The sequence below is a fragment of the Bifidobacterium tissieri genome (genome assembly GCF_002259645.1).
GTDB lineage: Bacteria > Actinomycetota > Actinomycetes > Actinomycetales > Bifidobacteriaceae > Galliscardovia > Galliscardovia tissieri.
This window is the reverse complement of record NZ_MWWV01000007.1, coordinates 90,878-107,118: the sequence shown is the minus strand read 5'-3', so window position 1 is coordinate 107,118 and position 16,241 is coordinate 90,878. Positions and strand designations below refer to the sequence as shown.

The window sequence follows — 16,241 nt, the reverse complement described above, 5'->3', positions numbered from 1 at the left end:
GCAATGGCTCGCCGCCCGGCACCTCGCGCGCGGTCTCGACGAGCTCAACGCCCAGCTCGACGAGTTCCGCCGCGAGTACAACGAGGAACGCCCCCACCGGGCCCTGGGCCGCCGCACCCCCAAGGAGGCGTACGAGGCCAAGGGCAAGGCCGGCCCCGACCCCGAGATCGCCGCCCGCGAACAGGCCAGACGCGACGAGGAGGAACACCGCGAGGCCGAACGCGTGACGGCCCCGAGACGCAGGCCCGTCCCGGCCGCCGAACGCACGGAGCCCGAGCCCGTGGACGTGACCGTCCCGGCCCGCACGCACAAGACCGACCGACGCGGATGCGTCACCCAGCAGGGCGGCGTCGCTCCGCTGCGCCGCATCATCGTCAACATCGGCAGGGAGAACGCCGGCAGGACGGTGGAACTGGCCATCGACCACGGCATCGTCACCGTCACCGACACCGCCACCGGCGAGATCCTCGCCGACCAAAGACTCGACACCACACGCGAATACCAATACCGCAGGCCACCGGCGAACGACAACGATGCCCCAGGACAGCAGTAAAGCATGCCCCAGGACACCCCGTCAACCATGCCCCGAGACACCCGTCAACCATGCCCCGAGACAATACAGTTGGAATTGCAACGTTTTAGGCAGGTTACGATTTAGTGTGAGCTCACACTAACGCAGGCCCTCACACTAACGAATGCGGCGACCGGCGCACCAGACCGAGTCGACCTGCCAGTCGGCGGGATTGAGCAGCAGCACGTCGGCCGCATAGCCGGTGGCGAGCAGGCCGATCGGCGCGCCGGTCACCGGATTGGCGTGATCGAAACCGAGTGCCCTGGCCGGCGTGAGCGTGGCCGCCTCCACCGCCGACACCGGGTCGATGCCCAGTTCGAGTACGGCACGACTGACCGCGCGTTCCAGCACGAGCGTGGATCCCGCGATCGCGCCGTTCGAGACCAGCCTCGCATGACCATGCTCCACGTTCACGTCGAGCGCGCCGAGCAGATAATGTCCGTCAGGACAGTCGGTGGCGGCCATCGCGTCGGTGACGAACGCAGTACGATGCGGCGCAAATCCGAACGACAGCGCGACCATCGGATCCTGCACATGGAAACCGTCGTTGATCAGCTCGATCGTGATGCGCGGGTCCTCCACGGCTGCGGGGATCGGGCCCGGCTTGCGGTGATGCATGCCGTTCATCGCGTTGAACATGTGCGTCATGATCGTCGCGCCTTCGTTGAACGCGCGCTTGGCGGTCTGGTAGTCGGCGGAGCAGTGACCGACCGCGGGCTTGACCCCGGCGGCCGCGAACCGCTTGATTGCGTCGATGCCGTGGGGCAGTTCGGGGGCGATCGTGATCTGGCGCAAGCACCCGTCGGACGCATCGAGCAGCTGGTCGACGAGCTCGGGCACCGGATCTCGCAGGCATTCGGGGTCGTGCGCGCCCTTGCGTTCGAGGGCGAGGAACGGCCCTTCCAGATGCGCGCCGAGGATGTCAGGGCGGCTCGGCATCAGCGATCGGACCGTGCGCAGGTTTTCGCAGATCGTGTCGATGGGGTTGGTGATGAGGCTGAGTACCTGTCGCGTGGTGCCGTGGACCATGTGTCCGGCGCGGGCAGTGACGATGCCGTCCGCCCCGTCGTCGAAGGAGGTCCCCCAAGCCCCGTGCGCGTGGATGTCAACATATCCGGGGGTCATGATCGCGCCGCGCGCATCGATGATGGGCAGATCGTCGGGTGCCGCCGTAGATTGTGATTGCGACGATGTTTGCGACCGTACCCGTTCCACCGCTTTGGCGAACGCGTCGGCCATATCGTCGGTGCCGCCGGCCTCAACGTCGATTTCGGCACCTTCCGCGACGATCACACCGTCGCGCACCACCAGCCAGCAATGATCCTGCACACCGCGCGCATCGATGCGTCGAGCATTGCGGATCGCAAACGATCCAGCCGGCCGCGCGAGCACCTCGCCGATGTGTGCGACCGCCGTCGTGAATGATTCCGTATCTTTCGTAGCGGCTTCCTTTGATTCCATGTCCCGTTTCTTTCCGCCCGATCGTGGATCATCCGTCAGGTTTACGCGCTTGTCCGCCGTCGGTGATGCCGACAACGAGCGCGGACAACGACGACATCCAATCCACATCGGTCCACTGTATTGGGTTTGTATCGGTTCGGCGACACGAACGACGGCTTCCCTGCCGCCAATCAGTCACCAATTTGTCTGACGTCTGACATTATAAAACGCCAACCGAACAACCGCATGCGGCAGGTGTTCGGCCGCGCAATCGCTCAGATACCTTGCCAAGCCGGCTTGTGCGCATATGCCCAGCGGTAATAGTCCTTATTCCGCAACCGCGATGCCGCCGCCTCATCCACGATCACCGTGGCATGCGGATGCAACTGCAGTGCTGACGCCGGGCACAGTGAGCTGACACCGCCTTCCACGGTCTCCGCCACGGCTTCTGCCTTGCCATCGCCAAACGCCATCAGCACCAGATGCCGCGCCTTCATGATCGTGCCGATGCCCTGCGTAATGCAGTGCGTGGGGACCTTATCCACATCACCATCGAAGAACCGCGCGTTATCGATTCGGGTCTGCTCGGTGAGTGTCTTGATACGGGTTCCTGAGGCGAGAGAGCTTCCCGGCTCGTTGAATCCGATATGCCCGTCCGTGCCGATACCCAGAATCTGCAGATCTACTCCGCCAGCGGCCTCAATGGCGGCATCATATTCATGCCCTGCCTCGCGGATCGTATCAAGATTACCGTTGGGCACGTGCACAAGATCCGGAGTGAGACCAATCGGCTCCACCACGGTTCGTGTGATCACACTACGGTACGATTCAGGATGCTCCGGGTCCAACCCGGCGTACTCGTCGAGGGCAAATCCGCGGACCGAGGAGACGTTGATGTGTTCGTCATGCACGATCTTGGCGAGATGCCGATATCCAGCCAGCGGGCTGGATCCGGTGGCAAGGCCCAATACGCAATCGGGCTTGGTTTTGATGAGATCAGCCACGCAACGCGCATAGATCTCACCCGCCTCATCCTGATCCTTCACAATAATGACTTCCGCCATGATGCACTTTCCTTTCTAATTGGTGGTTGGATTGTGATTGTTTGACGATTTCGGCTACGCCGACAACGCGGCTCCGATCGCGCCGACCGGCTCAGTACCCGGCACCAGAAATAACCTGTCGCACAGGTGCAGCGATTCGATGAAACGGCTGTTTTTCTCACGACGGCACAGTTCCTCTTGGATCGCAGCCATTAGCGGTTCACCAGTCCGGGCCGTGCCACCGCCGATCATGATCACCCGAGGATCCACGGTCACGGCAAGAATGTCGATGGCGTCGGCAATAGCACCGATCACCGTTCGCTTCACGTCCATGGCCAACTCGTAGTCAGGGGACGAAGGATCGGACGCCTTGGCGAGCACATCGGGCATGGGAGGATTCGCCTGCGGCCACTGACGGATGATCGCTCCGCCTCCGGCAGCGGTTTCCAGACATCCACACTGCCCACAGGGGCACTGCCATCGGTGACGTTCCACCGGGATATGACCGATCTCGCCGACCACACCGCTTGAGCCATGGTCGAGCCGACCGTTGCGCAGAATCCCCGCCGCCAAACCAGTACCCAAATTCAGGAATGCAACCGTGTCATCCGTGTCATCAGAAATGTTGACATCATGACCGACATGGTTGCCTCCGCCGATCAATGCATAGGCGCCCAAAGCCGCCGCATTGACGTCATTTTCCACGCGCACCGACAGACCGCATGCGGCACCGATTTCGTTCGAAATGTCAAGTCGCGACACATCAAGATTCGCAATATTCTCCACCACGCCGGCGGCACTATCCACACGGCCTGGTGTACCGATACCGACACCGACGAAACGAGACATCCCACTGTCGTTGTCGTCAGAGACGTGCAGCGCCGCCTCGGAATGCATCATCGCATTCACCACCGTGGAAACATCCTCCACCACTTGGCGTTCACCACGTCGCGCCGGCACTCGCACACTGTCAAGCACACGCACACCAACGCCCCCACGCAGAGCGTGCTCGTCTGCATCGACAAGCACGCCTTCTATCTTGGTACCGCCCACATCCACGCCGATGCGCAGTCGGGCAGTTTGGGCGAAAGCGTCAGTCGCCGGACTTACCACTATGTTCGTCTGGGTCATGATGTGATTGTTCTCCTTCCGAGGTGAAGTGCACAACGTCCTCCACCAGACCACGGCTGTGGACGCTGTCAAGCAGACCACGAATCACGGCTACCGCTTGACCCCGCAGCACCAGATCGTCGCCCTGCTGGCAACGATGCAACGATGGGGTATTGCGATAGTCCGCAGAAATGCAGGATTCCAGTTCTTCGCGCATGGATCCGATGAACGCCTCACCGACGATCTCGGGAGGGCCAAACACCGAAACGTCGCTCAAATCCAGCAGGCTTACCGTCATGGCTAATGCACGGCCAAGGCGTTGTCCGGCTTCAGAGAGTATGGCAGTACGATCCTCAGGTTCGGCGTCGATCCGCTCACGCAGATACGATACCGACAGCAACGCTTCGAGACAGCCGCGCTTGCCGCACACGCATCGAGGACCCTTGGGGTCCACGACCACGTGTCCGATCTCACCGGCCGCATATCCGCATCCTTCCACGATCTCGCCGTTTACGCAGACCGCAGCGCCAACACCCTGTCCGATTTTGATAAATACGGAGTCCGCGGAACAGTCGCCAAAGTAGCACTCTCCCAGCAACGCCATATTGGTGTCGTTGGACACCACCGCGGGAACATGGAACCGAGTCTCAATACGCTGCCTGAGAGGCACATTCGTCCATCCAAGATTGACGGAGCGAATTACGGTACCGTCCTGTCCCACCACGCCAGGGACGGACACTCCCATGCCGAGTAGAGGACGGTCAGTCATGGATAGCAGTTTTTCGCAGAGTTCCCCTACGATTTCGAGCGGCACATCGCCCATGTTCTCGCAGGGAATCTCCACACGGTCGACAATTCGACCACATAGATCCACCAGCGCCCCGCGAATCACGAACTGCTGAGTGAGATCGATGGATACGATACGCCAGCCATCCGGGTCAACCACCAACATAACGGATCGTTTGCCACGGCCAGAGCGGCTGTCCACACCGGTCTCACGTAGCAGCCGGTTCTCCGTCATTTCGCCCACCACTTCGCTGATCGCCATACGGGACAACCCCACACGACGGCCAAGTTCGGCGCGGGACATCTGTTCCGCGGGGAACAGCAACCGGAAGACAGCCCGGATGTTACGGGCTCGGACATCGGACGGGTCTGACTTCAACGTTTTGGGCATAGTCTCTCCTTGGAGCTCTCCGTGAACACCGGCTTCAAGATTGCCGGACCATCCCATTGTCCGTTGAGGCGCGCCCAAATCCGCCATCGCTGTCGCATTATTCGACCATGAATAGTCATGCGACAACGATATGCGAGGTTCGGCAGCGCGTTCGACACACATCGTCGTCCTTTCCATACGAAAACCGCTAGGCGACATCGCCTAACTGCACCTTTTATGTCAACTACATTTACTTTATATCACATAATTGTATATTTTGCCATCCAGTACGCATAGACATCGAAGCCGAAAATCCTCAAAAGACCTCACATAGCAAGAATCTTCCGCAAGGGAATTTTTTGTAAAGACACAATACAATAAAGCAATCAAGAGAACAGCACCCCAACTCACATGGCCTATACTGATGCTCATGAACGACTGCTTTATCTCGCGCGATTTCGTCAACGACGACGCCAACGCAACCATCTCAGATTATGGCGCACATGTACTGGAATGGGCTCCGAACGGTCAGCCCAGCGTGCTGTGGCATCCCAAGGCCGTGCATCTCTCCGCAGGAACCGCCATCCGTGGCGGCATCCCCGTGATCTTCCCCTGGTTCAACTCCGGCTTCGTCGACGGCCACATCGCCAGCAAGAACCCCAAGCACGGCTTCGGACGCATCTCCTTCTGGCATTACGACAAGGACACAAGCACCGACGCATTCGCCCGATACACACTCGACTCCGCCGACGGGCACCCGGACTGGCTCGCCACACTCAGCGGGTCAACGGAACGCCCGGCCGCGTTCAACGCCACGTACGAAGTGCACTGCGGCGCGGAATTCCAAGCTTCACTGACCGTGACGAATACCGGTGACATGCCGTTCATCTACGAATCAGCGCTTCACACGTACTTCGCCATCGGCGACATCGAGCACGTACAGGTAAGCGGACTGGAAGGCACCGAATTTCTCGACACCACACTTGACGACGACCCGAAACGAGTACAGGCCGACGAGCCGATCACCTTCGACGGCAATATGGTCGACCGCATCTACTTCGCCGGCGGCGAGAACAGGCATGATGTGGTTCGCATCCTCGACGAGCGTCTGGGGCGCATGATCACGGTCGGCAAGAGCGGCTCGAAGAACACCGTGGTCTGGAATCCGGGAGAGGACGCCGGCAATGCGATCGGCGACATGGAAGCCGGCGAATGGCGTAGCTTCGTCTGCGTGGAGGCCGCCAACTGTCGGGACAACGCGACGACACTCAACCCCGGTGAGTCCGCCACGTTGAGCCAGACCATCCACGTGGAGTAGGGCTGCCGAAACCGATCAACGAAAACATCACAGTCATAACGCCTGCTGGCGGACCTCCACTCGGTTCGCCAGCAGGCGTTATGCATTCCCACGAAACCGTACCAAGACGAAGACTTCACCAAGACTTGCGTACAACGATTGAACCCACGCGTAGCCCCGAACAAGAGACGACAGCCAAACAGACATGCAGTGAATGATCCGCCGAACCGCCACACCCTCATCGCTTCACAACAGAGCATAAACATCAATATCGGTTACAAATAAGAGCCATAGAAGACATCACCCCCTGCAATCCTTCAATTACACATCGGCAACAATGGCTTAATTTCAAAGAAACACAGGCTTTTCTACAGTGAGACTCGTTGACATTTCTCAAATGTCATCTTTCTTTACATTTTCGTGTATACTGGGTTCAACGTTGGGACCGGGAAACCTAACGCACAGCTCAAAGGAGAGATCATGACATCACAGGAAGTCCTACCCGCCAAGGTGCGCAGCGCGGAACGCTACGCCACCACCTTGGCCCTCATCGTCACACTCGGTCCGTTGTTCTACGGTTTCGAAGGCATGGTGCTCAATGGTGCCATCAGCGCCGTCGGCACAGAATTCCAGCTCGGATCATTCGCCAAAGGCGTCGCCGGAGCCGCCGGCATCATCGGCGGTCTGATCGGATCCGTCATCGCCGGCCGTCTGTCTGATCACATCGGACGCAAAACCGTACTCATGTGTGCCGGACCATTGTTGCTGTTCGAAGCCATCTTCGGCGCATTCTCCCCGTGGCTTGGCGGCTACTTCTTCCTGCTGTTTTGCCGCGTGTTAGGCGGTATGGGATTCGGCGCGGCAACTACCGTGGCCCCCGGATATGTAGCCGAGATCTCCCCCGCTCGCATTCGCGGCCGATTGATTTCGTTCCGTCAGCTTGCCATCATTCTCGGCCTGCTGTTCGCCGCTATCGTGAATCTGGTCGTTACCAATATCGCCGGTTCTTCCACCGCTGAAATGGCATTCGGCCTCAAGGCATGGCAGTTCATGTTCCTGTTCCTGCTTATCCCCGCGATTTTCTACATCGTGCTCACTGCGATCATCCCCGAATCTCCGCGGTATCTGGTCGCCAAGGGACGCACCGAGGAAGCCGCCAAGGTACTTGCCAAGGTCACCGGCCGCGATGATGTACCGGCACAGGTCGCCGCCATTCACGCCTCGCTGGGCGAGGAAGGCACTGAGCGCATGGGCATGATCGCCGTACTGAAGTCGCAATGGAAGGGACTCGTGTTCGTGGGCATGGCGCTCGCCGCCTTCCAGCAGCTCACCGGCACCAACGGCATTTTCTTCTATTCCAACACGCTGTTCGAATCCGTGGGCATCCCTGAGTCTGCAGCATTCCAGCAGACTCTTATTCTCAGTGTGTTCAAGATCATCGGCGTAACCACCGGCATCCTGCTTGTGGACAAGGTAGGACGCAAGCGCATGCTGATCTACGGCGGCACGTTGATCTTCATCTCGCTCGCCGTGGTGGCTACCGTATTCACCATCGCCCCCAAGGGGCCCAATGGCCCGGACATCAGCGGCAGCCCGATCCTCGGTTTCGCCGCAGTGGCGGCACTGTGCTGCTTCCTGCTTGGATTCACCTCCTCGTGGGGACCGATCTTCTCCGTGATGATGGGAGAGATGTTCCCCAACCAGATCCGCGGTAGCGCCATGTCGCTCGCCTCGGGAGCAGACTTCTTCGTGAACCTCGTGGTCGTGCTGATGTTCCCATACCTGGTGGCCTGGTCCCCGTCGTTCACCTACTGGATGTACTGCTTCTTCGGCGTGATGGCCGTGATCTTCGCCAAGAAGTACCTGCACGAGACCAGCGGCAAGTCACTGGAGGATATGGGATGATCCCGGCGGGCTCCACCCTCCGGAGGTTCTTTCCACCGGATGGAGCCACTATACGACGTGCGTGATGGGGCAAACCCGTGCGGCATCCCATCACGCACTCCCCTCCCATCAGCCACCAACGCAACTATTGTCAATCACAAGCCAATCATTTCGCCACACCAAGGAGCACCAACCATGTCCGAACCCATAACCGCCATCCAGCGCATCATCCCCGCCAACGTACGCAACGTCATCACGTTCATGACGGACCAGCACCGTATCGACACGCTCGGATGCCTCGGCAACGAACACGCACGCACGCCCAACATCGACAGCCTCGCCGCCGACGGATGTCGTTTCACCAAGGGATTTACTCCTTCCGCCATCTGCACTCCCGCACGTGCATCGATGTTGACCGGGCAACTGCCGTTCAAGCACCAGACACTCGCCAACCCCGAATGGAATATCGCCTACTCCACCGCCATTCCCGAAAACGACTGGACCTACACTCAGGAACTCCATGACCACGGCTACAACGTGGGCATGGTAGGCAAATACCATTGCGGCACCAATCTTCCCGATAAGTTCGGCATGGATGACGACACGTTCTGGGGCGCTGAAAATCCCGTAGCCAACGAGGAGTATGTCGCTTGGCTTGAGGAGAACGGATTGCCCCCGGTCAAGGCGCATGACATCTGGCGAGGCAAACTGCCCGGCAACCGCGACGGTCATATCATTGCGGCCCGACTCGATCAGCCCGAAGAGGCCACATTCGAGCGCTTTATCGCGGACCGATCGATCGCACGACTGCGCCAGTACGCCAAGGATTACAAGGACACCGGCAAACCGTTCAGCCTTGATGTGCATTTCTTCGGCCCACACCTGCCGTACTTCCTGCCTGACGAATGGTTCGATCTGATCGACCCGAATGACGTGACGTTGCCACAAAGCTTCGGTGATTCATTGATCGGCAAGCCGCCCGTGCAGCAGAACTACGCCACCTATTGGTCCACATCGTCGTTCGACAACGACCAGTGGAAAAAGCTCATCGCCGTGTACTGGGGATATGTTGCCATGATCGACTTCGAGATCGGACGCATCCTCGACGTCGCACGAGAACTCGGGCTCATGGATGACACCGCCATGTTCTTCTGCGCCGACCACGGCGAATTCACCGGAGCCCACCGCCTCAACGACAAGGGCCCGGCCATGTATGACGATATCTACCGCATTCCGTTCATCGCGCGCATTCCTGGTGTGACGCATGGCAACGTGTGCGATGAATACGTATCACTGATCGACATCCCCGCCACGATCATGGATATCGCCGGCATTGATCCTGCGCTTGTGGAGGATGGCCGTCCGCTCACCGCGCTCGCTCACGGTGATGACGTGCCCGATTGGCGCAAGAACATCGTCTGCGAATTCCATGGTCTGCACTTCCCCATTCAGCAGCGTATGATTCGCACCGATGATTTCAAACTCGTCATCAACCACGAATCGATGGATGAACTCTACGATCTGCGTTGCGATCCGTATGAATTGAACAACGTATACACCGTGCCCGCGTACGACGAGATCCGACGGAATCTGGCTGCCGAACTGTACCGGCAGCTACGCGAACGCGGTGACAGCTCGTTCGCCAAGTGGATGGCAGCGATGACCGACTTCGACATCCCCCTGGAGAACACAGCACGATCCGATTGGGATTCCGTGGCGAAGTAGCGGACTTCGCAAACACCCTGAACCACAGTCCCGCATCATGAACGGAGGACGGCAATGACCACGGCGACGCTCGCTTCCATCAGCAACAGCGAGGTACAAGCGGCAACTGAGGAATTAACGACGAACCAGACGCCAGCGACTCTTCAGCGCACGCCGCTCACCCGCCGACGTCTGCCGTTCTCCGTAGTTGCCAAACCCACCGGTGCCGCCTGCAATCTCGACTGCCAGTATTGCTTCTTCCTGTCAAAAGAACTGCTGTATAACGCTCAACGACAGCAGATGAGCGAAGCCACTCTGGAACGGTACGTTGCCGAATATCTGGCCGCCAGCCCTGATGGTGAAGTCACCATGCTGTGGCAGGGCGGCGAGCCCACATTGCGTGGACTACCGTTCTACCGTCGTCTGATAGAACTGTGCGAACAGTATCGACGCCCCGACCAGCACGTGGTGCACGCCATGCAGACCAACGGAACACTCATCGATGAAGAGTGGGCCGAATTCCTGCACAAGCACGACGTGCTGGTCGGAGTGTCGATCGACGGCCCGGCTGAATGCCACGACGCCTACCGACTCAACCGGGCCGGACGCGGGACACACAGCATGGTGATCCGGGGATGGCGGCGACTGCAAGACGCCGGCGTACGCTGCAATATCCTCTGCACCGTACATCATGCGAACGAACGGCACTCTCTGGATGTGTACCGGTACTTCCGCGATGAACTCGGAGCGGAATATCTACAGTTCATTCCGATTGTGGAGCGCGTGGATCCAGAGCAACTCAACCGGGTAGAACATGGCGGATGGCGGGCCACCGGCACACGACGTAATACGAACAATGGCGACCAAGGCGGCTCCTGCCATCAGGTCGGACTGCTCTATCGTCAGCACGGTGACGCAGTTACATCACGATCTGTGAAACCCGAAGCATACGGCAATTTTCTTAACACGATCTTTGACGAATGGATCACCCACGATGTGGGACGTGTATTCGTGCAGGATTTCGACGCAGCACTTGGCGCACTGTTCGGGCAATATTCGGTCTGCGTGCATGCCCCCGAATGCGGCACCAACATGGCGCTGGAATTCAATGGCGACGTATATGCCTGCGATCACTGGGTCGAACCTGATTGGCTTGTCGGCAACATCAATGACAGCGATTTCGCTTCACTTGCCGGAACACAGCTCATGCAGCAATTCTCGCTGAAGAAGCACGCACAATTACCCGATCGGTGCCGCACCTGTCCATTCCTACGCATGTGCAACGGAGGATGTCCAAAAGACCGGTTCGTAAGTCCCGACGCCATGGCAGGCAACGACACTGTTGCGGCAAAGACAGCGGAGACAACAAATGGCGCATCACAGAACTTGCAGAATTACCTCTGCCCCGGATTCGCAAAATTCTACGGTCATATCCGACCGGACATGATCGGCATGGCCAGACTACTGCGTGCCGGGCGCGCTCCCTACGAAATCATGAATCCAGACGTACGAGCCAAGGTCCGCGCAAAGACAACACGATAATCCTCATAATGACGCCCACCGTGCTCGCGATGACATTCCGTCCCCGCTCCTCAACATCGCAATCAAATCGCAACCCGGAAGGATGACACATGGTTGATTTGGCGCTCGCATTGGTGATCGGTCTTGGCGTAGGCGTGGTCGTAGGCGCTTTGGGAGCCGGCGGAGGCATTCTATCGGTGCCGGTGCTTGTATATCTGCTCGGACAGGAGCCGCACGCTGCATCCGCTGGCTCGTTGGTGATCGTGGGTCTGACAGCATTGACATCATTGGTGCCTCACGCCCGTACCGGTCATGTACGTTGGAGGGACGGACTGATTTTCGGCGTGCTCTCATCTGTAGGCACCGTTCTTGGCTCTCGTCTTTCAGTGATGGTGGATTCACAGGTACTCATGTTGCTGTTCGGCGTGCTTTTGATCGTCGTGGGGATCATGATGATTCGTAAGGCTCGACGTCTCGCTGCGGCCGCGAAGGACCGGATGACAGAGGTTCACGTCGGCGATGGCAGCAACGGTGAAAGCAGTGGCAGCGAAACTGGCAGCAATTCGACCAAGGCAACCGCTGTTCCATCCGGGACTCGGCGGAGAGGCGGATTACCCATGCTGATCCTGTGCTCCACTGCCACAGGATTCCTTACAGGATTCTTTGGGGTGGGAGGCGGATTCGCCGTAGTACCGATGTTGGTACTTGCCCTTGGCTTTGGAATGCGAGAGGCATCCTCCACATCTCTGTTGGTCATGACGATCGCATCAGCCACGGGACTGCTGTCCCGTATCGGCACCGATATTCACATCGACTGGCCAATCGTGCTGCTATTCGCCGTAGCCTCGATGATCGGCGGGCAAATTGGCGCACCGGCCTCGCGCAAAGTCAAGGAATCCACGCTCACGATGCTGTTCGGCATCCTTCTTCTGCTCGTATCCATCGGCACCTTGACCTCCACCATTCTGGAAATGGTATGAGTGCAGACACACCGCGTTGGACTTCTTTATCTATCTATCTTCAAGTTCTGAAGTAGTTTTGGGCTTTCGCAACCGTCAATCTCCAGGTTCTGAAGTCTCCACGCAGGAAGCCCAGAGTATAGAGGCTGGAATTCCAACGTTTATACTCCGGGCTTTGCTATTTCATACTTCAGAACTTGGAGATTGATGGTCGCGGAGTCGTGAAAATACTTCAGAACTTGGAGATTGCTTTCCAGCAGAGCCAATTGGACGCATGTCATCCGCCAAAAGCCAACTGCCAACTGGACCATAAGGCCACGGAAGGCATCAAGGCAGAGGGCGGACCGAGAACCGCTCTCCCCTCCCCCATACGAAAAGGGGGCGTACCCATTCAGGAGCAGGACCGGGATCGGTCTTGTGTGAACGGGTACGCCCACTTCTAGGTTTCTAGATTGATTGTCTAGATTGATTGCTTACTAGTCGCGCTTGGCGGAGAGGCGGACGGCTCCGAATCCGGCACCGACCAGCAGGACCACCACGGCCGCCACGATCGCCACATCCGCGCCGGTCTTGGCCAGCCCGTTACGGGAGGTCTTGGCGGCGGGCTTCGTCGTGTTGTTCGATGCACCCGTGTTCGGCGAGCCCTGGTTCGGAGCGGCAACAGCCACATCCTCACCAACCGTCACCGGCAGCTCGGCCTTCAGCTCCGTGCCATCGATGGTGGAGGTGACGGTGATCGTCACGGTGCCATTCTCGTGAGCGAGCAGGGTCTGCTCGTTGAAAGCCACGGTGGCGGTGTTGTTCTGCGCCTCGTTCGAGTCGGTCTTCTCGGCGAAGCTCACGATCTGCGGGTCGGAGGACTTCCAGTAGACCGGAGTGCCTTCGAGGTTCTTGCCCTCACCCACGGCCCACACCTTCTGGGAGGCACCCTTCTTGAGCTTGAGCGACGTGATCTTCTTGCCGTTGGTGTCGGTGAAGTAGAGGGCGGGCTTGACCACCTGGCCGTCGCGCACGGCGACCGGCAGCTCGGCCTTCAGTTCCTTGCCGTTGACGGTGGCGGTCACGGTGATGACCACGTTGCCGTCCTTGTGAGCGAGCAGGGTCTGCTCGTCGTAGCCGACGACGGCACGGGCGCCGCTCTTACCGGTCTGAGCATCCTTCGGCTTGAAGCTCACGATGGTGGGGTCGGAGGACTTCCAGTAGACCGGAGTGCCTTCGACGTTCTCACCCTTGACGTAGGCGCGCACGATCTTTTCGTCGTTCGGCTTCAGCGTCAGGGACTCAAGGGCGTTGCCGTTCTCGTCACCGAGTGCGATGGCAGGCTCGATCGGCTGCGGCTGCTCGCCAGCGGCAACCACCTTCAGCGGCACGGTCACCGTGGTGCCATCGGTCGCACCGGTCACGGTCAGCGTCGCGTCGCCAGTGGCCAGATCAGCCGGCACGGTCACCTTGAGCGTGGCAGAGTCGCCATCCTTCACGGCAGCCGTTCCGACCGTCGCGTCGCCGATCTTCGCGGTCAGCGCGGTCTCGGCGGGCACGCCCAGCGAGGTGAGCGTGAGCTTGGAGAACTTCAGCTCGAACGAATCGCCGGCCTTCACTTCACCGGTCGGCAGTCCGGTCACGGCCACGGCACGACGGTCGTAGCGCGGGGCGAGCGGAGAGTTCTTGCCGATGTACTCGATCCATGCGTCACGATCCACCAGACCGGTGTCCTTGGTGTTCTTGCCCTGGGCGAAGGCACGGAAGTTGTCGCCGCCCTGCAGCAGGAAGCTGAACGAGCCGATGCGGTATTCCTTCGCCGGGTCGAGCGGCTGGCCGTTCACGGTCACCGAGGTGATGTGCTCGCCCTGCTTGGCGTCAGGATCGTAGGTGTAGGACACGTTGTGCGACAGCCCCAGCTGCAGGTACGGGCGAGACGGCGTAGAACCGTCGGTCGTGGTCTGCCACTGCTGCTCCAGGGCCTCCTTGAACTGCGCGCCGGTGAGCGTGGTGGTCCACAGGTTGTTGAGGAACGGCAGCACGGCGTTGGCCTGCGAGTAGGTGATCGAGCCGTCGGCCGCCAGCGTGCAGGAGGCATTGTCGCCGGTCTTGCAGAACTCGGCGCGCAGACCGCCGGGGTTCACCACGCCGATCTCAGCGCCACCACGGTCCGGGGAGGACAGGGAGTCGAGCAGGGAGTCGGCCACGAGGTTGCCCATCGTGGATTCGCTGCCACGGTCGTCACGCTTGCCGTCCTTGAACGCGGTGGTGATGTCGGCGGACACCGAACCCACCTTCTTGTTGCCTTCCTCGGCACCCTTGGCCACGGCGGCGTCCACGATCTTCTTGACGTTCGCGGTCACGCCGGACTTGTCGGCGGCGGCGAGCTGGACGTCGAAGTCGGCCTTGCTCACGCCTTCCGGTGCGGTCGGGGCGGCCACATTACCGGACTTCTCGTAGCTCACGGTGTGGTTGGTCTTGTTGTAGTTGAGCACGACCTGGCCGACGTTCGCGGCGTAGCTTCCGGTCTGGATGACCGGACGGTTGTTGTGTGCGGCGTCAGTGTAGGAGTACTTCATGTGCGTGTGCGCGGTGAAGATGGCGTTGACGGACGGATCGGTGTCGTCGACGATGTGCTTGAACACCGGGCTGGAGGCCTTCTGCTCGTCGATCGTGGGCTTGGCGGTCTTGTCGTCCTCGTTGGCGGGCGCACCCTCGTGGTATTCGGCCACGAGCACGTCGGCCTCGCCGTTGTCTTCGTTACCGTCGGTGAGCTGCTTGGCCACACGGTTCACAGCCTCGACCGGGTCGCCGAAGGTGATGTCCGCGATGCCGCCGGGCGAGACCAGCGTTGACGTCTCCTCGGTGACGGCACCGATCACACCGACCTTGACACCGTTGACGTTCTGGATGCTGTATTCCTTGAGGGCCGGAGTGGTGGTGCCCTTCTTGTAGACGTTGGCACCGAGGTAGTCCCACTTGGCGTTACGAGCGTTCTCAGCACCGATCACACGGCCGGTGAGGTCGGCGTAGCCCTGATCGAATTCGTGGTTGCCGACGGACGAAGCCTTGAGATCCAAGGCGTTGAGCACGTCGATGGTCGGCTGGTCCTTCTGGATGGACGAGTTGAACAGCGAGGCACCGATGAGGTCGCCCGCGCCGAGGAACAGCGACGAATCCGGGTATTCAGCCTTGAGCTGCTGCACGGTCGATGCGAACGGCACGGTCAGACCGGTATCGATGCGGCCGTGGAAGTCGTTGACGTTGAGCAGGTTGATGGTGGCGGTGTCGCCCGCGGCCGGTTTGGTCTCGGCGGCCGACGCGGCCTGAGCGGGGACGACCACCGCGGCGAGCAACATCGCGGTCGCCAGCAGTCCTCCCTGCATACGCTTGATGATTCCCATGTGTTCTTCCTCTCTGTAGGTTCGCCACGCATCCGATGATCCGCGCGAAAGTACAAATAGACATAATCACGGTATGTCCATATCGACAACGAGATACGGCAGGAAAATAAAGTCCAGAACAATACCTGATGAACAACAGAAGCCGACTACGTAGTCGCAGTCGGCTTCCATCG

General features: G+C 59.7%; 11 protein-coding genes. 6 read left to right on the top strand and 5 right to left on the bottom strand.

Features of this window, described 5'->3' with window-relative positions; translation table 11 throughout:
• Window positions 1–553, top strand: a 553-nt coding sequence (locus BTIS_RS06785; protein WP_143248888.1) for an integrase core domain-containing protein, incomplete at its 5' end; no start/stop codon positions are given.
• A gap of 135 nt (window positions 554–688) precedes the next feature.
• Here the strand turns inward: BTIS_RS06785 and BTIS_RS06780 are convergent.
• From BTIS_RS06780 to BTIS_RS06765, 4 genes are all read right to left on the bottom strand, one after another.
• Window positions 689–2,032, bottom strand: a complete 1,344-nt coding sequence (locus BTIS_RS06780) for an N-acetylglucosamine-6-phosphate deacetylase (RefSeq protein ID WP_094663914.1) — start codon at window positions 2,030–2,032, stop codon at window positions 689–691.
• 254 nt (window positions 2,033–2,286) lie between these two features.
• Window positions 2,287–3,075 carry a glucosamine-6-phosphate deaminase gene (nagB, locus tag BTIS_RS06775; RefSeq protein WP_094663912.1) on the bottom strand — a complete coding sequence of 263 codons (789 nt, stop codon included), beginning with the start codon at window positions 3,073–3,075 and terminating at the stop codon, window positions 2,287–2,289.
• A 54-nt stretch (window positions 3,076–3,129) separates the two neighbouring features.
• Window positions 3,130–4,185: an ROK family protein gene (locus BTIS_RS06770; protein WP_094663910.1), complete on the bottom strand. Its 1,056-nt coding sequence runs from the start codon at window positions 4,183–4,185 to the stop codon at window positions 3,130–3,132.
• Window positions 4,148–5,341: an ROK family transcriptional regulator gene (locus BTIS_RS06765; RefSeq protein ID WP_094663908.1), complete on the bottom strand. Its 1,194-nt coding sequence runs from the start codon at window positions 5,339–5,341 to the stop codon at window positions 4,148–4,150. Before BTIS_RS06765 ends, BTIS_RS06770 begins: the two co-directional genes overlap by 38 nt.
• 403 nt (window positions 5,342–5,744) lie before the next feature.
• On the opposite strand from BTIS_RS06765, the gene BTIS_RS06760 reads away from it, so the two are divergent.
• The 5 genes from BTIS_RS06760 to BTIS_RS06740 all read left to right on the top strand — a co-directional run bounded on the left by BTIS_RS06760 (window position 5,745) and on the right by BTIS_RS06740 (window position 12,706).
• Window positions 5,745–6,638: a D-hexose-6-phosphate mutarotase gene (locus tag BTIS_RS06760; protein ID WP_245819351.1), complete on the top strand. Its 894-nt coding sequence runs from the start codon at window positions 5,745–5,747 to the stop codon at window positions 6,636–6,638.
• 459 nt (window positions 6,639–7,097) lie between these two features.
• On the top strand, window positions 7,098–8,522 hold the full coding sequence (locus BTIS_RS06755; protein ID WP_094663906.1) for a sugar porter family MFS transporter: 1,425 nt from the start codon (window positions 7,098–7,100) through the stop codon (window positions 8,520–8,522).
• Window positions 8,523–8,696: 174 nt separating this feature from the next.
• Window positions 8,697–10,226 (top strand): sulfatase family protein, encoded by a 1,530-nt coding sequence (locus BTIS_RS06750; protein ID WP_094663904.1) that lies wholly within the window; start codon window positions 8,697–8,699, stop codon window positions 10,224–10,226.
• A 54-nt stretch (window positions 10,227–10,280) separates the two neighbouring features.
• Window positions 10,281–11,747, top strand: coding sequence for an anaerobic sulfatase maturase (locus BTIS_RS06745; RefSeq protein WP_094663902.1), 1,467 nt, complete (start codon window positions 10,281–10,283; stop codon window positions 11,745–11,747).
• Between the two features lie 89 nt (window positions 11,748–11,836).
• On the top strand, window positions 11,837–12,706 hold the full coding sequence (locus tag BTIS_RS06740) for a sulfite exporter TauE/SafE family protein (protein ID WP_094663900.1): 870 nt from the start codon (window positions 11,837–11,839) through the stop codon (window positions 12,704–12,706).
• 455 nt (window positions 12,707–13,161) lie between these two features.
• Here BTIS_RS06740 and BTIS_RS06735 read toward each other — a convergent pair whose 3' ends face one another.
• Window positions 13,162–16,068 (bottom strand): 5'-nucleotidase C-terminal domain-containing protein, encoded by a 2,907-nt coding sequence (locus tag BTIS_RS06735; protein ID WP_245819350.1) that lies wholly within the window; start codon window positions 16,066–16,068, stop codon window positions 13,162–13,164.
• Between the last annotated feature and the right edge of the window lie 173 nt (window positions 16,069–16,241).